A 20,777-nucleotide genomic window follows, 5' to 3' on the forward strand; every position below is an offset into this window, starting at 1 on the left:
GCGGGGGTGCCGGCCGGTGAGCGAGTGGACCATCGGGGCGGTTCTCGACGCGATCGCCGAGGCGGTGCCCGATCGGGTGATGACGGTTTGCGGCAACCGCCGCAGCACCTTCGGTGAGTCGGCGGACCGCACCCGCCGCCTGGCCAACTATCTCGCCGCTCAGGGACTCGGCGCGCACCGCGAGCGCGCCGACCTGCAGAACTGGGAGTGCGGACAAGACCGTGTCGCGCTGCTCATGCACAACGACCTGTACCCGGACATGGTGATCGGATGTCTGAAGGCCCGCACGGTCCCGGTCAACGTCAACTACAACTACACGCCGCGCGAGGTCGCCGAACTCCTCGACTACCTGCGCCCGCGCGCGGTCATCTACCACCGGTCATTCGGCCCGAAGTTCGCAGACGTGCTGCCGCCCGCTTCGGCGGACCTGCTGATCGAGATCGACGACGGGACGTCCGAACGTCAGCTCGCCGGCGCCCGCACACTCGATGATGTTCTGGCGCAGGGCAATACCGACATCGACATCACCGCCTCACCCGACGACGTCATGATGGTGTGCACCGGTGGGACAACCGGCAGGCCCAAGGGCGTGATGTGGCGCCAGAGCGACACCTACGTCATCTCGATGAACGGCGCTGACCACGAGTCGGTCGACGAGATTTACGCCAAGGTCGCGCATGGGGGACAACCCTGGTTCGCGGTCTCTCCGCTGATGCACGCGGCGGGGATGTGGACGGCGTTCGCCGCCTTGCTCAACGGCCTGCCCGTGATCCTCTACGACCGAACCCGATTCGATGCACGAGCGGTGCTGGAAACCGCCCAGCGGGAGAAGGTCGGCTTGATGACGATGGTCGGTGACGCCTACGCGGCACCGTTGGTCGAGGAGCTGCGACACGGCTCCTACGACCTGTCGTCGTTGTTCGCGATCGGTACCGGCGGGGCGGCCACCAACCCGAAACACCAACGCGCGCTTCTAGAGTTACTGCCCCAGATCACCCTCATCAACGGGTACGGATCCTCGGAGACCGGAAACGTGGGGTTCGGCCGCAGCCAGCGCGGTGAGCAGAAGGAGACCTTCGAGCTGCGGGAGGGTGCGCTGGTGCTCTCCGAGGACTACCGACGCTTCCTCGAACCCGGCGAGGACGAGATCGGTTTTGTTGCGCGCGGCGGCCGAATTCCGCTCGGCTACTTCGACGACGAGGCGGCGACACGCCGGACCTTCCCGGTGGTCGACGGCCAGCGTGTGGTGATCTCGGGCGACCGGGGATCGCTGGCCGCCGACGGCACGCTGCGGTTGTTCGGACGTGATTCGTTGGTCGTCAACACGGGAGGCGAGAAGGTGTTCGTCGAGGAGGTCGAGGAGGTGCTGCGCGCGCATCCGGCCATATCCGACGCCCTGGTGGTGGGGCGGCCGAGCGAGCGCTGGGGTGAGGAGATCGTCGCGCTCGTTTCGCTGCGCGACGGTGCCGAGGCCGCCCACGACCCGTTGCACGCGCACTGCACATCGAGCCTGGCGCGGTTCAAGGCGCCCAAACAGTTCATCTTCGTCGACCAGGTACGTCGCCTCGGAAACGGCAAACCGGACTACCGCTGGGCCAAAGCCGCTGCGACACAACAGGTGAACGCATGAGCGCGCGCGCCAGCCGGGCCATTGACTGCCTGGTCAACGTCCACTTCGGCGAGACCGAACAGCAGCCGACCTGGATGCTCAAGGTCCGAGACGACTACTTCAAGGGCCCGCAGTCGATGTTCGCCCCCGTCGATCTCGGCGAGCTGCTCGAGGAGATGGACGAGCAGGGGGTTCAGAAGGCGATCCTGATGGACAGCATCGCCAAACCCTCCACCACGGCACGCAAGTTCGTCGACGCCCGGCCCGACAGGTTCGCGCTGGCGATCGGCGGGGTCAACCTGCTGCGGCCGATCCCGTCGCTGCGTGAGCTGGCATCCGTCGTCAACGACCTGCCGGTGGCGTATGCGGCGGTGGGACCGAGCTTTTGGGGTGACGGGCAGTACCCGCCCAGCGACGCGGTCTACTACCCGCTCTACACCAAATGCGCCGAACTCGGGCTGCCGCTGTGCGTCAACACCGGGATCCCCGGACCGCCGATCCCCGGCGAGGTGCAGAACCCGATCCACCTCGACCGGGTCTGCGTGCGGTTCCCCGAACTCAAGCTCTGCATGATCCACGGTGCCGACCCGTGGTGGGACGTCGCGATCCGCCTGCTGATCAAATATCAGAATCTGCGCCTGATGACGTCGGCATGGTCGCCCAAGCGGCTGCCCGACAGCCTGCTCCACTACATGCGGACCCGCGGGCCCGACAAGGTGATCTACGCATCGGATTGGCCGGTGCTCAAGATGCGCCGCGTCGTGCCCGAGGCGCTCGCCCTTGACCTGCCGGCCGAGGTGCTGGACAACTACTTGTACAACAACGCGCAGAAGTTCTTCTTCGGCGCCGACGAGGAGCAATGATGGACCGCTACGAACTGCGCAGGCTCGACTACAGCCTGTCCGACGACCACCAGGCGCTGCAGACGGCGTACAAGGACTTCTTCAAGGCGCACTGTTCGATCGAAACCGTCCGCGCCGCGGAGGCATCCGGTTTCGACAAGAGCCTCTGGGAGCGGTTGTGCACGATGGGCGCGGCCACCATGGCGCTGCCCGAAGACGCGGGCGGCGACGGCGCCACCCTGGTCGACCTCACCCTGGTGGCCGAGGAGATCGGTCGCTCGCTGGCGCCGGTGCCGTGGATCGACCACGTCAGCGCGGCGCGGCTACTCGGCCGGCTCGGCGCGGCCGACCCCGACATCGTGAGCGGCACGCAGATCGTCGGGCTGGACCCCCAGCAGGACAGCGTATCCGGGGTGCGCCTGCTGCCGAGCGGATCGATCGCCGACCACATCGTCCTGCGCGACGGTGACGACATCGTCAAGCTGACGTTCGCGACCCGCCCCACCAAAGTCGACAACATCGGCCGGCTGCCGATGGCGTGGATCGACCCGGCCGCCGCCGACAACCGGACCGTCCTGGCAAGCGGAGCCGACGCGCTGGCGGAATACCAACGGGCACTGGATGAATGGCGGGTGCTGACCGGTGCGGCGCTCGTCGGTCTGGTCGAGGAGACGATGACGATCGCCGCGGAGTTCGCCAAGACCCGCTACACCCTCGGGGTGCCCATCTCGACGTTGCAGGCGATCTCGCATCCCCTGGCCAACATCGCGATCACGGTGCAGGGCGGGCGTAACCTGGCGCGCCGCGCCGCGTGGTTCCTCGACAACGAACCCGACGAGCGGCCCGAACTGGCGCCGTCGGCGTTCGTGTTCATGGCCGAGGAAGCGTCCAAGGCCGCCACGATGGCGGTGCAGGTGCAAGGCGGGCTCGGGGTTTCGGCCGAGGCCGCCGCCAGTGCGTACCTGCTGCGCGCCCGCGGGTGGGCACTCGCCGGGGGAGACCCGGCCGCCGCCGCCAAGTACATCGCCGGCATCGTCGCGGCTCGCGAGAGCGGAGAGGGCAAGTAATGGATTTCTCACGGGTCGAACTGTCCGAAGAGGATCAGGCGTTCCTCGAGGAGTCGCGGGCCTTCCTGGCCGAGATCGTCACCGAGGAGGTGATCCGGCGGGACCGCGAGACCGGCGACAACTTCGACGAGGGTGTGCATCTGGCGCTCGGCAAGGCGGGATACCTTGCGCGCGAATGGAAGCCGGAATCCGAAGGCGGGTTCAACCGGGTCCGGCGGCGCATCTGGGAGCTGGAGAAGCGCCGTGCGCATGTGCCGTGGGTGACGTTCGGTACGACGGCGATGATCGCGCGGTCCGTCGACAAGTTCGGCTCACCCGAACTCAAGGCCGAGGTGATGCCGCGGGTGTACACCGGCGAGGTCCGGCTCTGCCTGGGCTACACCGAGCCCGAGGGCGGATCCGACGTGGCCACCTGCAAGACCAGGGCCGTGCGGGAAGCGGATGGATCGAGCTGGATCATCAATGGCTCGAAGATGTTCACCACCGGCGCCCACAACTGCCAGTACGTCTTCCTGATCACCAACACCGACCCCGACGCACCGAAGCACAAGAGCCTCACCATGTTCCTGGTCCCGCTCGACTCACCCGGGATCGAGATCCAGGGCATCCGCACAGTCGACGGCGACCGGACGAACATCGTCTACTACAGCGATGTCCGCGTCGACGACAAGTACCGCCTCGGCGAGGTGAACGACGGCTGGACGGTGGTGCGCGAACCGCTCAACGTCGAGCACGGCGCGGTCGAGGCGGCCGCCGACGGCCTGCAGGACGTCTCGATCATGATGCACCAGGCCAACACGATGGCCGCCGCGGTCGACAAGGCCGCCGCCAAGGTCACCGAACCGGATCCCAACGGGCGCAGGCTGATCGACGACGGGTCGGTGGCCTACCGGTTGGGCCGCAGCGTCGCCCGCATGGAGGCGGCCTTCTCGGCCACCAGCATCTTCGGCCGGGTGGCGCTGGCACAGACCATGCGCGACATCTCCCCCGATCTGATGGATCTGCTCGGCACAGCGTCCTCGCTGCCCCTGGGCACCGACGGGGCGATCGACGACGGCGCGGCCGAGTACGTGTACCGCTTCGCGCCGCTGGTCGGCATCTACGGCGGCACGCTGGAGGTGTTCCGCAACATGATCGCCCAGTACGCGCTCGGCCTCGGCAAGCCCGCATACGCCCCGCCGGCCAAGAAAGCCTCCTAACCCTTTTTTCGCGAGCGTCCGTGTTTGCACACGAAACGCCGTGAAAATCTGACAGTTTCCGGTCGCTCGCGAGGTACAGAACATGACAGACGCACCCCCGACAGCGAAACAGCCCGCGCGCCGCGCGCTGGTGATGGGCCCGAGCGGGTTCGTCGGTTCACACGTCACGCGCAAACTCGTCGAGCGCGGCGACGACGTGCGGGTGTATCTGCGTGAGACGAGTTCGACGGTCGCCATCGACGACCTCGACGTCGAACGCTGCTACGGCGACCTGTACGACGAGGAAGCGCTTCGCGCGGCGATGGCCGACCGCGACGTCGTCCACTACTGCATCGTCGACACCAGATTTCATCTGAGCGACCCCGCACCGCTGTTCGAAACCAACGTCAACTGTTTGCGCCGGGTGCTCGATGTCGCGGCGAAGGCGGGCCTGCACCGGTTCGTGTTCTGCAGCACCATAGGAACGATCGCACTCGGCGACGGAAGCCGTCCCGTGACCGAGGAGATGCCGTTCGACTGGGGAGACCGGGGCGGCGCGTACATCGAATCGCGCCGTCAGGCCGAGGAACTGGTCCTGTCCTACGCCCGCGACCGCGGCCTGCCCGCCGTGGTGATGAACGTGTCCAACCCGTACGGGCCCCGCGACTGGCAACCGCACCAGGGGCTGATGGTTCAGTACGCCGCGTTCGGCAAGATCCCGGCCTACATCAAGGGCGTGTCCACCGAGGTCGTCGGCATCGAAGACGTCGCCGAGGCCTTCCTGCTCGCCGCCGAACGCGGCGGCGTGGGCGAGCGATACATCATCTCCGAGAGCTACATGCCGATGCGTGACATGCTCACGACAGCCGCACGGGCGGTCGGGGCGAAGCCGCCGCGTTTCGGCGTCCCGCTTCCGGTGGTGTACGCGACCGTACGGGTCGCCGGCGTGGTGGCCCGGCTGCTGCGGCGGGAGATCCCGATGAACACCACCGGGATCCGGCTGCTGCACATCATGGCGCCTGCCGACCACAGTAAGGCGTCACGGGAACTCGGGTGGCATCCACGGCCCACCGCCGAGTCGCTCGAACGGGCCGCGCGGTTCTACGTCGAGCAGGCACAGAAGATGTCCACGAGATGACCCAGGCCGACCTCGTCGAGATCGAGGAGATCAAGCAACTGAAGGCGCGCTACTGCCGCCTTCTGGACACCAAGGACTGGGCGGCGTGGCGCACCCTGTTCGCCGATGACTTTCTCAGTGACACGTCCCCCGCCGGTGGAAAGGTGATCCGAGGCGCCGACGAGTTCGTCGCGTTCACCCGGAAGAGCTTGCGCGGCCAGGCCACGGTGCATCAGGTGCACGCCCCGGAGATCGAGCTGACATCGCCGACCACCGCGCGCGGGGTGTGGGCGCTCGAGGATGTCGTGCGCTTCGGCCCCGGTGTCAACCTGCGCGGCTACGGTCACTACCACGAGACCTACGAGAAGCTCGACGGCCGGTGGCGCTTCACGAGTTCGACGTTGACGCGGTTGCGCGAGGACGTCTTCAACGGACTCTTTGCCGTCTACATCTCCGAGCGGGTGCGCAAACTCATCGTGAAAGCCTCGCGTCGCGCGATGAAGTGACCGCGGTCAGGACCGGATGAACTCCAGGAGATCCGGGTTGATGACGTCGTGGTGGGTGACGAACGCGCCGTGCGGATAGCCGGGGTAGGTCTTCAAGGTGCCGTTGGGCAGTAGCTTCGCCGAGAGCGGACCGGAGTTCTCGTACGGCACGATCTGGTCGGCGTCGCCGTGCATCACCAGTACCGGGATGGTGATCTTCTTCAGGTCCTCGGTGAAGTCGGTCTGCGAGAAGGCGACGATGCCGTCGTAGTGCGCTTTGGCGCCGCCCATCATGCCTTGGCGCCACCAGTTTTCGATGATCGCCTCCGACGGCTCCACTCCCGGCCGGTTGAACCCGTAGAAGGGGCCGGCCGCGAGCGAGCGGTAGAACTCCGAGCGGTTGGCGGCCAATTGCGCTTGCAGATCGTCGAACACGTCTTTGGGCAGCCCGCCTGGGTTGGCGTCGGTCTTGACCATCAGCGGCGGCACGGAACTGATCAGCACCGCCTTGGCCGCTCGCGCCTGCCCGTGCCGGGCCAGATAATGCGCCACCTCGCCGCCGCCGGTGGAGTGGCCGATGTGGACTGCGTCGTGAAGGTCGAGGTGCTCGACGACAGCGGCGAGATCGTCGGCGTAGTGGTCCATGTCATGTCCGTCGGCGACCTGCGCCGAGCGGCCATGCCCACGGCGGTCGTGGGCGATCACGCGGTACCCGTGTTGGGCGAAGAACAACATCTGCGTGTCCCAGTCGTCGGCCGACAGCGGCCAACCGTGGCTGAACACGATCGGCTGACCCGACCCCCAGTCCTTGAAGAAGATCTCGACGCCGTCGCTGGTGGTGATCGTGGGCATGCTGGCTCCTCCCGGGGAACGTCCGGCTATGCGCACTCTGCCACGCTTGCACTGCTTACGCGCGACTTCTCGTCGCGCTCGTCAGGCGTTCGACAGCGCGGGCGGTCTGACGGCGTCCGGGTCCGGGTTGGCGATCGGCAGGCCCATCAACCGGCGCGCGTTATCGCCCATGAAGTCGTAGGTGCGACGCACGTCCATGCCTTCGGCGTACTTCCAGAAGCCCTTCGGCTCGGCGAGACCCTCCGGATGCGGGTAGTCCGAGCCGAACAGCACCCGGTCCCAGCCGACCGTCTCGACGACGTCGGATACACAACCCTCCCAGAACGGGCTCACCCAGATGTTGCGCCGGAACACCTCGTGCGGATGCTCACCGAAGTTCTGTGGCATCTTCCCGTAGAGGTCGTCGAAGTCCTTGAACAGCGGTCCGATCCACGAACTGCCGTTCTCGACGCTGGCGATGCGCAGCTTTGGGAAGCGCGTCAGCGTGCCGTGGCAGATCAGGCTGGTGATCATGTCAGCGATCTCGCGGTGGCCGAGCACCATCCACCGGAACGCGCTCTGCGCCATGAAGTTCTGGGTGTGCGGTGGCTCCCACTGCCCGACGTAGTCGTCGAGCGGGGGATAGCTCGCGTGCAGCACGATGGGCAACCCGGCAGCTTCGACGTCGCGCCAGAACGGGTCGAACTCGGGAAGCGCCGGTGAGCGCCAACCGTGCAGTCCTCGAACCGGTCCCGGCTTCACGAGCGCGACCTTGGCGCCGTTGTCGAGGATGTACTCGAGTTCGCGTTGCGCGCCGTCGACCTCGGAGAGGTTGATGATCGGCGTGGAGAAGATCCGGTTCTGGTAGTTGAAGGTCCAGTGTTCGCACATCCACTGGTTGAGGGCGTGGATGATCGCGAGGCTGAGTTGGGGATCATCGGCGGTGGCGTGCTCGATGAGGCTGGCCAAGGTCGGGTAGTTCAATGCTTCGACAACGCCTTGGCGGTCGAGTTCGACGATGCGGTCGTCGGGGTTGCGCGTCGCGGCGGGCGCTTCGATCGCCGGGCCCTGCATCTCGCGCAGCGTCAGGCCTTCGGTGTTCTCGCCGGCGAAGAACTTCTCGTGGGCGCCGGGCGCGGCGACGCGCTCGAACGTCGGATTCGGGATGAAGTCGTTGACGCGGTTGTTGATGACGATGCGGGTGTGCCGGCCGAACTTCGCGAATTGCACGGCGCGCGAGAATTTCTCGGGCAGGTACTTGGTCAGCGCATCGGCCGTCTCGTACATGTGCTGGTCGGCGTCGAAGATCGGAGCCCCGGTGAATTGGGTCATGGTCACCTCGTGAGGATCGTCGCGGCGGCGGTTCCGGGTGCGCCGTAGAGCTGCGCGAAGCCGACCTTCGGCTCGCCGGGCACCTGGCGATCACCGGCTTCGCCGCGCAGTTGGCGGACCAACTCGTGGATCTGGCGCAACCCCGACGCGCCGATCGGCTCGCCGTTGGCGATGAGCCCGCCGTCGGTGTTGATCGGCAGCGATCCGGTGATCTCGGTGGCCCCGTCGGCCAGCAGCTTCTCCTGGTCTCCGTCCGCGCAGAAACCGCACTCGGCCATGTGGATGATCTCGGCACCGGCATCGGTGTCCTGCAGCTGGATGACGTCCACGTCCTGCGGTGCCACACCGGCCTTTTCGAACGCGGCTTTCGCGGCGTAGACGGTGGGTGCGACGTCCTCCTCGACGGGTGCGAACGTGGTGTTCACCTCGTAGGCGCCGTACTTACGGGTACGGACCTCGACCGCGCGCAGGTACACCGGTTTGGTGGTGTAGCGCTCGGCGATGTCGGCGCGACACATCACGACGGCGGCCGCACCCTCGTCCGGAGCGCAGAACATGTACTGCGTGAGGGGATAGTTCAGCATCGTGGAATTGAGGATCTGGTCCTCGGGGATGGGCTTGCGGCGAAACGCGTTGGGGTTCAGTGCGCCGTTGCGGAAGTTCTTGGCCGCCACCTTGGCCAGCGTCTGCTGGGAGATGCCGTGCTCGTGCAGATAGCGGTTGGCCTTCATCCCGAAGAACTGGGTGGTGAGGTACTGACCGTTCTCGGCGTACCAGCGCGGCATGCCGACCAGGGCGGGGTCTTCGGTGAACGCGCCCCGCGGATGTTTGTCCAGACCGATCGCGATGCCGATGTCGTAGTCGCCCAACCGGATTCCGTCGGCGCAGGCCTTCGCGGCGCTGGCCGCGGTGGCGCAGGCGTTGAACACGTTGGTGAACGGGATGCCCGACAGCCCGACCATGCCGACGATCGCGTCCGGGTTGGCCACCGTCCAGCTGCCCCCGGTGGCGAACTGGATGTCGCGCCACTCGACTCCGGCGTCGGCGACGGCGGCGAAGATCGCGTCGACGCCCATCTCCATCGCGGACTTGCCTTCGAAGCGGCCGAACGGATGCAGTCCGACACCGATGATCGCCACGTCGTGCATGCCTGATCCTCTCTGGTCAACGCCGATCCGACGTGTAACTGTAACTCTTACAGTATCGTAATCGGCGTGGCGCCGGTCATCGAGAACAAGCCGACCTTCTGCCGGATCTGCGAGCCGTTGTGCGGGATGATCGCGACCGTCGAGGACGGTCGCCTCGTAGCGTTGCGGCCGGACAAGGACCACCCGCTGTCCGCCGGTTTCGCCTGCCAGAAGGGCATCGCGTTCACCGAGGTCGTCAACGATCCGGATCGGGTGACGCGGCCGTTGCGCCGCGGGCCGTCCGGCTTCGGAGAGGTGACGTGGGACGAGGCGATGGACGACATCGCGGCCCGATTGTCGGCGATCCTGCGCCGCCACGGCTCCGGTGCGGTCGGCTGGTACATGGGCAATCCCGGCGCCTTCAGCTACGCGCACACCTTCGCGGCGTTGTTGTTCATGAAGGGCCTCGGCCGTCACGGCCACTACTTCACCGCATCCTCTCAGGACACCAACAGCAGGCTCATCGCCAGCCAGCTGCTCTACGGTGTGCCGACCTCGGTGCCCATTCCGGACCTCATGCGGACCGACCTCCTGGTGATAATGGGCGCGAATCCGGTTGTGTCCCACGGCAGTTTCCTCACCGCGCCGCGGATCAAGGACCGCATGCACGACATCGTCAAGCGCGGTGGGCGCGTGGTGATCGTCGACCCGAGGCGCAGCGAGACCGCCGTGGCGTTCGAATGGCTCGGCATCGTGCCGGATACCGACTCGTTGTTCCTGCTGTCCCTGCTCCAGGTGATGTTCGCCGAGGGTCTGGTCGACGTGGCCGCGGTGAAACGGAAGGCCGACGGCGTGGACTGGCTTCGGGATTTGTGCGGTCCGTTCACTCCGGAGTCGACGGCGGCCCGCACTGGCATCGACGCCGAGAGCGTCCGCGCACTGGCCCGCGATCTGGTGACCACGCCGCGGGCGGCGGTCTACGGCAGGCTCGGCACCTGTGTCGGCACCCACGGCACGCTGACCACGTACCTGATCGACGCGGTGAACCTGGTGGCCGGCAACCTCGACGTGCCGGGCGGCTCGGTGTTCAGCTCCATGCACACCGTCGGCCAGAAGTGGCAGAACGTCGCGATGGGCGCCGTGATGCGGCGGTCCTACCGGCGGAAGCGCTCGCGGATCAGCGGAATCCCGAGCGCGATCGGCTCGGAACCTGCCGCGCTGATGGCCAAGGAGATCACGACCCCTGGTGAGCGCCAGATCCGGGCGTTGTTCGTCTCGGCAGGCAATCCCGTGCTGTCGGTGCCCAACGGTGAGGAACTCGAGGCGGCGTTCGGTGAGCTGGAGCTGTCGGTCGCGCTCGACTTCTACGTCACCGAGACGGGCGCGCAGTGCGACTACATCCTCCCGGTCACGACGATGTACGAGCGCGACGACTTCCCGTACACGTTCCAGGGGTTTCAGGCCACGCCGTTCCGGCAAGCGACCGAAGCCGTGTTGGCGCCGGTGGGTCAGGCCCGCGGGGAGTGGGACATCGTCGAGGACCTGGCCCGGCGGCTGGCCCGTCGCGTGCCGGCCTTCACGGTGTTCTCCGGTATGCGGAAGGTGGCGCGGCTGTTGGGCATTGAGGCTTCGCCGCGGATGATGATGGACACCCTGGTGCGGATGTCGGAGGGCGGCGACAGGTTCGGGCTGCGACGGGGCGGGTTGTCGCTGCGACGGCTGACCGAGCAGCATCCGCATGGCGTCGTGGTCGCACCGCACATCCGCACGGGCGTGCTGCGCGGGGCCGTCGGCTACCTGTCGCGCCGGGTTCGGCTGGCCCATCCGGGGATCGCCGACGAAGTCGACAAGCTGTCTCGGCGGGTGCTGCCCGACGGCTATCCGCTGCGGATGATCGGGCTGCGCGAGCCGCGCTCGGAGAACTCGTGGATGCACAACTCGCCGCTGTTGATGCGCGGCGACCGTCGCCAGCATGCGCTGATACATGTCGACGACGCGGCCGAGTTGCATATCGTCGACGGCGACGAGGTGCGGATCGCGTCACCGTACGGCGCCATCACCGTGCCGGTGCTGACGACGAAGGACCTCGTACCCGGTGTCGTCGCGGTGCCACACGGCTGGGGGCACAAGGGAACCGGGAGTTGGCGGTTGGCCAACCGGGCCGGCGGTGCGAACGTCAACCAGCTGACATCCAGCGACCCCGCCGATGTGGAGGCGCTCTCGGGCATGGCGTGGCTGACGGGCGTACCCGTGCGCGTCGAGCGGGCGTAGCTTCGCCGCGAGCGACCGCGAAATGCACACCTGTCGCGGCGCGTCCGTGGGCAGACACGGTCGCTCGCGCAGAAGAACGCTACGCGATGGCGCCCTTTTCCTTCAGCGCCTCGATGCGGTCCCAGTCCATGCCGATGTCCATGAGCACCAGCTCGGTGTGCTCGCTGGCCTGCGGTGCGCGCGTCGTCTCCAGCGGCTCGTGATTGAACTGCACCGGGCCGCGGACGACCTTGAACGGCTCACCGCCGTCGGCCGCCTCGACCTCGACGACCATGTCGTTGGCCAGCGCCTGCTCGTCGGTGGCCAGATCGAGGAAGCTCTGGAACGGCGCCCACTGGCCTTTCATCGTCTTCAGCCGTTGGCGCCAGTACTCGAACGGCTTGCTGCGAATCTTCTCTCGAATCAATTCGACTGCGGCTGCGGCGTTCTCGATCAAGGGCATCACGTCGCTGAAACGGGGGTCGTCGGCGAGCTCCGGCAGTTCCAGATGTTCGAACGCGTCGCGGATGTATCCCGTCGGGCTGACGATGCACAAGTTGATCGTGCCGTCGTCGGAGGTCAGGTAGTTGGCCATGAACGGGTTCACGCTCGGGCCCGCGGCATCTGGCATCAGCGAGCGCATGGTCTCGCCGGTCTCCATGCCCTGTGTCATGCTGGCACCGCCGGCCCACCACGCCGTGCTCAGCAGCGAAACGTCGAGCTCGACCGCCTCGCCGGTGCGCATCCGGTGAAACAGTGCGGCCGAGATCCCGCCTGCGATGTTCATTCCGCCGATCGAGTCGCCGAACGCCGGAATGCCCTGCGACAGTGCGCCGCCGATTTCCTCGGGGGTCAAGGCGTGCCCGACCCCGCTGCGCGTCCAGAACGCGGTGCCGTCGAAACCTCCGGTATCGCGCTCGGGTCCCTTGTCGCCGTATGCGCTTCCGCGTGCGTAGATGATGTCGGGGTTCGCGGCGCGGATGTGTTCTACGTCGAACTTGTTCTTCTGCCGTTGCGCGGGAAGGTAATTGGTGAGGAAGACATCGGACGTCTTGGCGATCTCGTAGAGCACCTCCTGACCCTCGGGCGTCGACACGTCGATGCCCACGCTGCGCTTACCGCGGTTGGGGTGTTCGATCAGCGGATGGCGGTTGGGGTCGAGTTGGAATCCGCCCATGTTGATGAAGCCGCGTTGGGTGTCACCGCGCACCGGGTGCTCCACCTTGATGACGTCGGCGCCCCAATCGGCGAGGATCGCCCCCGCTGCGGGGACGAACGTGAACTGTGCGACTTCGAGGACGCGCACGCCCTCCATGACCTTGACCAAATCGGCTCCCTCGTATCCGGCGCTCCGGCTGTTGAATAAACTTACCGTAAGCATTACAGTTAGTCGTCCCGCAAAGAGAGTCTACGAGGTGCCGGTGAGTGACGTCGATGAACGGACCGAGACCAGCATCGACGTCGGCGAGCGCGCCGCGAGACGCGCCGAATCGCGGATGCTCATCGACGGGCAACTCGTGTCATCGGCCTCCGGTGCACAGTTCGACAACCTGAGCCCGGCCACCGGCCGTCTGCTGGGAAGCACGGCCGCCGCCGAGACCGAGGACATGGATCGCGCGATCGCGGCCGCCCGCCGCGCCTTCGACGACACCGACTGGGCCACCAATCGACACCTGCGTGCGCGGTGCCTCGATCAGCTGCAAGCCGCGATCGAAGCCGAGCAGGAAGATCTGCGCGAGGAGCTGATCGCCGAGGTCGGCTGTCCGGTGATGACGACGCAGTCCGCCCAACTTGATTGGCCGTTGGCGGACGGCCTGCGTTATCCAGCGCGGCTGATGCTCGACTTCGAATGGGAGCGCGCGCTCGACGGCGGTGGGCTGTTCGGTGAGCGCAATGTGCGCACCGTGGTCAAGGAACCGGTCGGCGTCGTCGCCGCGATCACCCCGTCCAACTTCCCGATCGAGGTGATCCTCAACAAGCTCGGACCCGCGCTCGCGACGGGAAACACCGTCGTGCTCAAGCCCGACCCGAACACGCCGTGGAACGCCACCCGGCTCGGCCGGCTCATCGCCGAACACACCGACATCCCGCCCGGCGTCGTCAACGTGGTGCCCACCCCGTCCAACGACGTGGCCGGACTGCTCGGCACAGACCCGCGCGTCGACATGATCTCGTTCACCGGCTCGACCGGCGTCGGCAAGCTGCTCATGCGTCAGGGTGTCGACACGATGAAGCGGATGTTCCTGGAACTCGGCGGTAAATCGGTGTCGATCGTGCTCGACGACGCACCGCCCGCGGCGATCGTCGGCTCTGCGGTGGGGGTGTGCGTACACGCGGGACAGGCATGCGCGGCCACCACGCGCATGCTGGTGCACCGGTCGCGCTACGACGAGGCCGTCGCCACCGTCACCGCCGCCTATCAGGCTGTGCCGGTCGGCGATCCGGTCAGCCCGGACACCCTGGTGGGGCCGGTGATCAGCGCGGCGCAGAAGGCGCGGGTCCTCGACGCGATCGAACAGGCCCGCGCCGACGGCGCCGAAATCGCCGCGGGCGGTGGGCCTGTCGCGAATCTCCCCGACCATCTGGCCGACGGCCACTACGTCGCGCCGACGGTGATCGTCGGCGTCGGCAACGAAGCGGCGATCGCCCAGCAGGAGGTGTTCGGCCCGGTGCTGGTGGTGCTGCCGTTCGATGACGACGACGAGGCGGTGCGGATCGCCAACGACAGCGCATACGGATTGGCGGGCGCCGTTTCGTCGCGCTCACTGGAGCGGGGGATGGCGATCGCCCGTCGCATCCGCACCGGTTCGTTCGGCGTCAACGGCGGCATGTTCTACGGGGCGGATGCCCCGTTCGGCGGCTTCAAGAGCAGCGGTGTCGGAAGGCAGTGCGGCGTGGAGGGTTTCGAGCAATACCTCGAGACGAAGACCGTGGCCTACCGCGCGCCGAAGAACAGCGCTACGCCGCCGCGATGATCGATTCGGCGTGATCGAGAATGCTGTCGAGGATGTAGCCGAAGTCGATGTCGTCGGCGAACCCGATGTAGCGGCCGCCGTCGTCGCGCTGGGCGGGGAAGCCCTCGGTGCGCTCCTGGAGTCGCTCGAGAACCACCGAACCCCGGATGTGCACCGAGATCGCGCCGTACGTCTCGGCGGCCTGGTCGACCGTGAGCCCCGCTTCGACCAGCGCGCCGATCGGCTGCCCCAGTTTCTGCAGCGCACCGTGCATCGCGCGGTGTCCGAACTGCCCGCGGATCAGCACCAGGTCGCAGAGGATCGGGTCCGCGCGGAACCGCTTCCGCATGGTCAATGCGTGATCGCGCAACGATTCTCGCCAATTCGAGGCGGAGATGGTGGGCACCGTGAACTCGAACCGCTCCAACGCCCGGTCGGTCATCGCGTCGAGAAGATCGTCCTTGCGGCGGAAGTACCAGTAGATGCTGGTGACGCCGACGCCGAGGTGTTTGGCGAGCTGCGGCATGCTCAGGTTCTCGATCGAGACCTCCTGTGCGACCTGCAGTGCGCCCTCGAGAATCTCCTCGGCACTGATCGAGCCGCGGTCACGGCGCTGGCGGGCACGGCCGCTCGCGGCTTTGGCCACGGATCAGCCGACCGGATCGAACGTCACAGGGAGCGCGGTGGGTGAGCGGAAGGGCTGGCCGGCGATGTGGGGGTTGTCGTCGGTGACGAGTTCGATGTTGGTCAGCCGGTCCAGCAGGCATTCCACCGCCACCCGGGTCTCCATGCGCGCCAGGTGCAGACCCATGCAGGTGTGCTCACCCGCGGCGAAGGAGATGTGCGGGGTCCGCTTGCGGAAGATGTCGAACTCCTCGGAGCGTTCCCAACGCTTTTCGTCGCGGTTGGCCGATCCGATGCATACGTCGATCACCGAACCCTGGGGGAGTGTGACACCTTCGAGTTCGGTCTCCTCGGTCGCGTAGCGCTGCACGGTGGTCAACGGCGTCTCGAACCGCAGGCCTTCTTCGATGGCCGGGGAGATGAGTTCGCGGTCGGCCTGCACCGCGGCGAACTGCTCGGGGTGGGTGAGCAAGAGATACAGCAGGTTTCCCGACGATCGGTAGGTGGTCTCCAGGCCGGCGGGCAGCAGCAGTCGCAGGAACGAGTAGATGGACTCGTCGCTGAGTTTCTCACCGTCGATGTCGGCGGTGACGAGATCGCCGATGATGTCCTCGGTCGGCTTGGACCTGCGCTTGTCGATCTGCGCCAGAAAGTAGTCCTTCAGCGCGGCGGACGCCTCGAATGCGCGCTTGTACCGCACGTGATAGCTGATCAATTCGACGGCACGTTTGCGGAACCACGGCAGGTCTTCCTCGGGCAGGCCCAGCAGCCTGGAGATGACGCGGGTCGGGAACTCGAACGTGAAATCCCGGACGAGGTCGGCACGCCCATCGTCGATGAACTCGTCGATCAGCGCGGTGACCACCGGGCGGACAACCTCGGGTTCCCAGCGCGCCAACGACTTCGACTTGAACGCCGAGGACACCAGGTTGCGGTGGTCCCAGTGCTTCTTGCCCTCCATCGCCAGGATGGTCGGTCCGATGAACAGGCCGATGGTGTTGTCGTAGATGTGTGAGTTGAAGACCTTGCCGTCGCGGAATACCCGGTTGACAGCGTCGAAAGACACGGCCGCATAGAGGTTTTCCGGCATCGCCTCCGGCGCCTGGGACCAGTCCATGACGCTGCCGCGAAACACGCCGCTGGTTTCCCGCCGCTTCTGCGCGAACAGGGGGTAGGGGTCTCGCAGCAGGTCGAAGGTCTCGTCGACCGTGACATCCTGTACGGGGCTATCCACGGGCTGATCTCCCTCGTCTGGTCCGGACATGTAACCCGCATGGGTACTGTAAAGCTTACAGTATCGGTCTACGTAACGATAGGTGCAGGCTGTGGCAGCTGCACGGGTGCGCCTGCGAGCATCGAATTGACGAAGCCGGCGTCGACCTGGAGGTCCTGGCCGGTGATCCACCGCGCCTCCGGGGACCCGAGGAACGAAATGACCGGCACGATGTCGTCGACCGAGGCATGACGCCCGACAGTCGCCTTGCACATGTCCAAGACCTCTTTGCCCATGGTCTGCTCGAAGTCGGTGAGGATAGGTGTCTCGACCGGTCCGGGGCTCACGGTGTTGACCCGCACGCCGTACGTCGTCCACGCCGGCCCCGCAAGCCGTTTCGCGTACAGGATCGCCGCCTGCTTGGACGTGCTGTACACCGGGTAGTCCGGATCCTGCTCGGCCTGCCAGCGCTCGACGGCGTCGGCCTCGGTGAGTTCGAGCAGTCCGTTCAGGGTGTCGATGCGCTGGTCCCACCCGAGCGCGGCGGTGGAGGCGACCGCGACGATCGACCCGCCACGGCGCATGCGGGGGAGCATGCCTTCGACGACCAGTCGCATGCCGAGGTAATTCACCTTGAGCACGTCGGCCGCGGGAGCGGTGCCGGGGACGCCCGCGACGTGCGCCAGGATGTCCCAGCCGGCCCCGATCGAGTCGAGCAGGCGGCCAATGTCTGCCGGATCGCGCAGATCGCAGCGGGCGGATTCGGAGGCGGGGGTCCGGTGGTCGCGGACGTCGACCGCGAGGACGTGATCGCCGCGGTCGTGGAAATGCGTCGCGAGAGCTGCCCCGATGCCCGAGCCCGCACCGACCACGACGACTTTGCGCTTTTCGGTCATCTCATGCATTCCCTTCGCGGACGGGTGGCGTCGGCGTAACATTCGAATGGCCGACTGTAAGCACGACAGTAAACAATTCGGTTCCGGCAGACAATCATTTTCGGAGATGGTGGTGCGATGAGCGAGAGCACAATTCAGGTCAGTGCCGCCCGGAGCACCCCTCGGGAAGCGATGTCAGCCGTCCTCGAGCGCCAGCGCAGCGCGTTCCTGGCCGACGGCCCGCCCAGCGCTGCCGAGCGGCCCATCGCATCGACCGGTTGCTGTCGCTCGTGCTCGACAACGCCGACGAGTTCGTCGACGCCATGGCCGCCGATTACGGAACCAGGCCCAGGACCGGCTCACTGTTCACCGAGATACTCGGCATGATCTCGGTCATCGAGCACACCAGATCACATGTGGCGCAGTGGATGCGCGCGACACGGTTGATGCGGGCCGGCCGGGTGTTCGGTCTTCGGGCCGAGGTCGAACCGTCACCGCTCGGAGTGGTGGGGATCATCGGGCCGTGGAATTTCCCGGTGAACCTGGTGGTGCTGCCCGCTGCGGCGGCCTTCGCCGCGGGCAACCGGGTGATGATCAAGATGTCGGAGGTCACGCCGCGCACGGCGGAGCTGATGAAGTCGTTGGCGCCGAGGTACTTCGATGTCACCGAGCTCGACGTGGTGACCGGCGGGCCCGATGTCGCGGCCGAGTTCTCGTCGCTGCCTTTCGACCACCTGTTCTTCACCGGCTCGCCGTCGGTCGGAGCGCTGGTGCAGCGGGCGGCCGCCGAGAACCTGGTGCCCGTGACCCTGGAACTCGGAGGTAAGAACCCGGTCGTCGTTGCGCGCGACGCGGACCTGCGTCGGTCGGCAGTCCGCATCGCACAATCGCGGATGATCAACGGAGGTCAGGTCTGTGTCTGTCCCGACTACGTCTTCGTGCCTGGAGACCGTGAGGCCGCCTTTGTTGAGATCGTCAAAGAGACGTGGCGGCAGATGTTTCCGGCGATCGTCGACAACGACGACTACTGCTCGTCGGTGAACGAGGCGAACTTCGATCGAGTGGTCGGCCTGGTCGACGATGCGCGGGCGAAGGGCGCGCGCGTCGAGTCTGTCGCACCGGCCGGCGAGGTCCTGCCCGACCGCGCGACCCGCAAGATCGCCCCGACCCTCGTGCGTGATGTCGACGACCGGATGGCCATCGCCGCGGAAGAGGTCTTCGGCCCCGTACTTTCGGTGCGGCCCTACCGCGATCTCGACGAGGCGACCGACTACGTCAACCAGCGGCCCTCACCGCTGGTCGCATACTGGTACGGACCGGACGACACGGAGTTTCGGCGCTTCGTGCGGAGCACCCGCAGCGGCGGCGTCGCGCGCAATGACTTCGCCGCGCAGATGATTCCGTCAGCAGCGCCGTTCGGGGGAGTCGGGCGCAGCGGGATCGGCGCCTACCACGGTAAGGCGGGGTTCGACGCGTTCAGCCACCACCGCACGATCGTCGGCTCCGACCTCCCGGTCACCATCACCGGACGCGCGGCCCCACCGTTCACGCCGTCGCTGCGCGCGACGACGGCGCTCGGGCTACGGATGGCCCGCAACCGGACCAGGCGTCGGATCAGGCGTTCGCGCTGATCGCCTGCTCGCGGGCCCAGCGGTAGTCCGCTTTGCCCGCGGGGCTGCGCTCGATCACCGGGCGGAACACCACAGCCTTCGGAAGTTTGTAGCGCGCAATCGAATTCGCGGCGTGGTCGATGAGTTCCTGGGCGTCGGCACTGGCCCCCTCGGTGAGGGCGACGACCGCGACCACCTCCTGGCCCCACCGGTCACTGGGCCTGCCCGCCACCACGACGTCTGCCACCGCCGGGTGCGACAAGAGCGCGGTCTCGACCTCCTCGGCGAAGATCTTCTCGCCGCCGGAGTTGATGGTGACCGAATCGCGTCCCAACAGTTCGATCGACCCGTCGGCCTGATGGCGGGCGCGGTCACCCGGAATCGAGTAGCGCACACCGTCGATCACCGGGAAGGTCTTGGCGGTCTTGTCCGCATCGCCCTTGTAGCCAAGCGGCACATAGCCCCGCTGCGCCAACCAGCCGATGCCGTCGTGGCCGGGTTGCAGGATCGCGCTGAAATCCTCGGCGGCGACGAAGGTGTCGGGACCGGCGTTGAACTGGCCCGTCGACACCGCACCGGGAGCCGACATGTGGTTCATCTGGATGCCGGTCTCCGAGGACCCGACGCCGTCCATGACGATCAGCCCGGGCTTGACGTCGATGAGCCGCTGTTTGGCGGTGGGGGTGAGCAGCGCCCCGCCGTTGGCGATCACGGCGAGCGACGACAGATCGGCCGAACTGCGCTCGATCGCATCGGCGAGCGGACGTGCAACCGCATCGCCGACCACCTGCACCACAAGGACTTTCTCCCGCTCGATGGTCTCCACGACCTCGTCGACGTCGAGGCTGGCGGGATTCGCCGTGAACACGATGGTCTGCCCCGTGGTCAGAGCCGTCATCGCCGCCCACTGCGCGGCGCCGTGCATGAGCGGCGGCAGAATGAGGATCTTGGTGCCGGGACCCTCCGTCACCCGCTTGGCGATGTCGTCGAGCGAGGTGATCAGCTCGCCCGTGGCCATGTTGCGGCCCCCGAACGAGGTCATGAAGATGTCGTGCTGACGCCACAGCACGCCCTTCGGCATGCCCGTCGTACCGCCGGTGTAGAGCACGTAGAGGTCGTCGGGCGAGGGCTCGATGGGCGGCAGCACCGGGGTGCCCGAGCCGACGATCGACTCGTAGTCGACGGCGCCGTCCAGCAGATCGTTACCCGAGTCGTCGGCGATCTGGATGAGCACCCGCAGATTGGGCAGATCCGCCAGCACCTCGGCGACGCGCGGCGCGAACGCCGCGTGGTACAGCAGCGCGCTGGCGCCCGAATCGTTGAGCAGATACTGCAATTCGTTCTTGACGTACCGGTAGTTGACGTTGAACGGTGCGACCCTGGCCCGCCACGAGCCGAGCATGCCTTCGACGTATTCGGGGCCGTTGTAGGCGTAGATCCCCAGCAGGTCCTGGCCCACCTCATGGCCGGCGAGTTCGGAACGCTCGACGTGACAACCGAGCCCGCGGCTGTGCAGGAAGGCGGCCAGGCGGTTGGCGCGTTCGACGACCTGGGCATAGGTGTATCGGCGATCGCCTTGGACGATGAACTCGCGGTCGCCGATCACGGCGGCGGCGTCGACGGCGGCGGCCGGGACGGTGAACTGTGTGGTCACAGACATCGT

16 protein-coding genes and 1 pseudogene are annotated in these 20,777 nt (G+C 66.8%); 9 read left to right on the top strand and 8 right to left on the bottom strand.

Annotated features, from left to right (window positions below; genetic code table 11):
• Positions 1-16 precede the first annotated feature (16 nt).
• From AU072_RS14475 to AU072_RS14500, 6 genes are all read left to right on the top strand, one after another.
• Positions 17-1,630, top strand: a complete 1,614-nt coding sequence (locus AU072_RS14475) for an acyl-CoA synthetase (RefSeq protein WP_064414413.1) — start codon at positions 17-19, stop codon at positions 1,628-1,630.
• Positions 1,627-2,472, top strand: a complete 846-nt coding sequence (locus AU072_RS14480; RefSeq protein ID WP_064414414.1) for an amidohydrolase family protein — start codon at positions 1,627-1,629, stop codon at positions 2,470-2,472. Before AU072_RS14475 ends, AU072_RS14480 begins: the two co-directional genes overlap by 4 nt.
• Positions 2,472-3,518 carry an acyl-CoA dehydrogenase family protein gene (locus tag AU072_RS14485; RefSeq protein ID WP_064414415.1) on the top strand — a complete coding sequence of 349 codons (1,047 nt, stop codon included), beginning with the start codon at positions 2,472-2,474 and terminating at the stop codon, positions 3,516-3,518. The genes AU072_RS14480 and AU072_RS14485 overlap by 1 nt, the downstream gene beginning before the upstream one ends.
• Positions 3,518-4,717, top strand: coding sequence for an acyl-CoA dehydrogenase family protein (locus AU072_RS14490; RefSeq protein ID WP_064414416.1), 1,200 nt, complete (start codon positions 3,518-3,520; stop codon positions 4,715-4,717). The genes AU072_RS14485 and AU072_RS14490 overlap by 1 nt, the downstream gene beginning before the upstream one ends.
• 82 nt (positions 4,718-4,799) lie before the next feature.
• Positions 4,800-5,834: an NAD-dependent epimerase/dehydratase family protein gene (locus tag AU072_RS14495; RefSeq protein ID WP_064414417.1), complete on the top strand. Its 1,035-nt coding sequence runs from the start codon at positions 4,800-4,802 to the stop codon at positions 5,832-5,834.
• Positions 5,831-6,319, top strand: coding sequence for a nuclear transport factor 2 family protein (locus AU072_RS14500; protein ID WP_064414418.1), 489 nt, complete (start codon positions 5,831-5,833; stop codon positions 6,317-6,319). Before AU072_RS14495 ends, AU072_RS14500 begins: the two co-directional genes overlap by 4 nt.
• A gap of 6 nt (positions 6,320-6,325) precedes the next feature.
• Here AU072_RS14500 and AU072_RS14505 read toward each other — a convergent pair whose 3' ends face one another.
• The 3 genes from AU072_RS14505 to AU072_RS14515 form a co-directional block, all read right to left on the bottom strand.
• Positions 6,326-7,150, bottom strand: a complete 825-nt coding sequence (locus tag AU072_RS14505; RefSeq protein ID WP_064414419.1) for an alpha/beta fold hydrolase — start codon at positions 7,148-7,150, stop codon at positions 6,326-6,328.
• A gap of 81 nt (positions 7,151-7,231) precedes the next feature.
• The gene (locus AU072_RS14510; protein WP_064414420.1) at positions 7,232-8,461 is read right to left on the bottom strand and encodes an amidohydrolase family protein; all 1,230 of its coding nucleotides are present in this window, start codon (positions 8,459-8,461) and stop codon (positions 7,232-7,234) included.
• 2 nt (positions 8,462-8,463) lie between these two features.
• A complete protein-coding gene (locus AU072_RS14515) occupies positions 8,464-9,609 on the bottom strand; it encodes a thiolase family protein (protein ID WP_064401627.1) in 1,146 nt (381 codons plus the stop codon).
• A gap of 126 nt (positions 9,610-9,735) precedes the next feature.
• Here AU072_RS14515 and AU072_RS14520 point away from each other — a divergent pair, with 126 nt between their 5' ends.
• On the top strand, positions 9,736-11,859 hold the full coding sequence (locus AU072_RS14520) for a molybdopterin-containing oxidoreductase family protein (protein WP_064414439.1): 2,124 nt from the start codon (positions 9,736-9,738) through the stop codon (positions 11,857-11,859).
• A 79-nt stretch (positions 11,860-11,938) separates the two neighbouring features.
• Here AU072_RS14520 and AU072_RS14525 read toward each other — a convergent pair whose 3' ends face one another.
• The gene (locus tag AU072_RS14525) at positions 11,939-13,153 is read right to left on the bottom strand and encodes a CaiB/BaiF CoA transferase family protein (protein WP_064414440.1); all 1,215 of its coding nucleotides are present in this window, start codon (positions 13,151-13,153) and stop codon (positions 11,939-11,941) included.
• 106 nt (positions 13,154-13,259) lie between these two features.
• Here AU072_RS14525 and AU072_RS14530 point away from each other — a divergent pair, with 106 nt between their 5' ends.
• Positions 13,260-14,813, top strand: a complete 1,554-nt coding sequence (locus tag AU072_RS14530; protein ID WP_064414441.1) for an aldehyde dehydrogenase family protein — start codon at positions 13,260-13,262, stop codon at positions 14,811-14,813.
• Here AU072_RS14530 and AU072_RS14535 read toward each other — a convergent pair.
• Genes AU072_RS14535 through AU072_RS14545 form a run of 3 tightly spaced genes read right to left on the bottom strand, consistent with a single transcriptional unit; the run spans position 14,797 to position 17,525 of the window.
• Positions 14,797-15,438 carry a TetR/AcrR family transcriptional regulator gene (locus tag AU072_RS14535; RefSeq protein ID WP_064414421.1) on the bottom strand — a complete coding sequence of 214 codons (642 nt, stop codon included), beginning with the start codon at positions 15,436-15,438 and terminating at the stop codon, positions 14,797-14,799. The two genes, AU072_RS14530 and AU072_RS14535, sit on opposite strands and share 17 nt — an antisense overlap.
• A gap of 3 nt (positions 15,439-15,441) precedes the next feature.
• On the bottom strand, positions 15,442-16,680 hold the full coding sequence (locus tag AU072_RS14540) for a cytochrome P450 (protein ID WP_082681053.1): 1,239 nt from the start codon (positions 16,678-16,680) through the stop codon (positions 15,442-15,444).
• A 38-nt stretch (positions 16,681-16,718) separates the two neighbouring features.
• Entirely contained in the window at positions 16,719-17,525 is an 807-nt protein-coding gene (locus AU072_RS14545) for an SDR family oxidoreductase (protein WP_064414443.1), read from the bottom strand.
• A gap of 171 nt (positions 17,526-17,696) precedes the next feature.
• Here AU072_RS14545 and AU072_RS14550 point away from each other — a divergent pair.
• Positions 17,697-19,135: pseudogene (locus tag AU072_RS14550) on the top strand (coniferyl aldehyde dehydrogenase).
• On the opposite strand, the gene AU072_RS14555 reads toward AU072_RS14550, so the two are convergent.
• The gene (locus tag AU072_RS14555; protein WP_064414422.1) at positions 19,119-20,774 is read right to left on the bottom strand and encodes a medium-chain acyl-CoA ligase Mig; all 1,656 of its coding nucleotides are present in this window, start codon (positions 20,772-20,774) and stop codon (positions 19,119-19,121) included. The pseudogene AU072_RS14550 and the gene AU072_RS14555 sit on opposite strands and share 17 nt — an antisense overlap.
• Between the last annotated feature and the right edge of the window lie 3 nt (positions 20,775-20,777).

This window comes from Mycolicibacterium novocastrense (assembly GCF_001499835.1).
Taxonomy (GTDB): domain Bacteria; phylum Actinomycetota; class Actinomycetes; order Mycobacteriales; family Mycobacteriaceae; genus Mycobacterium; species Mycobacterium novocastrense.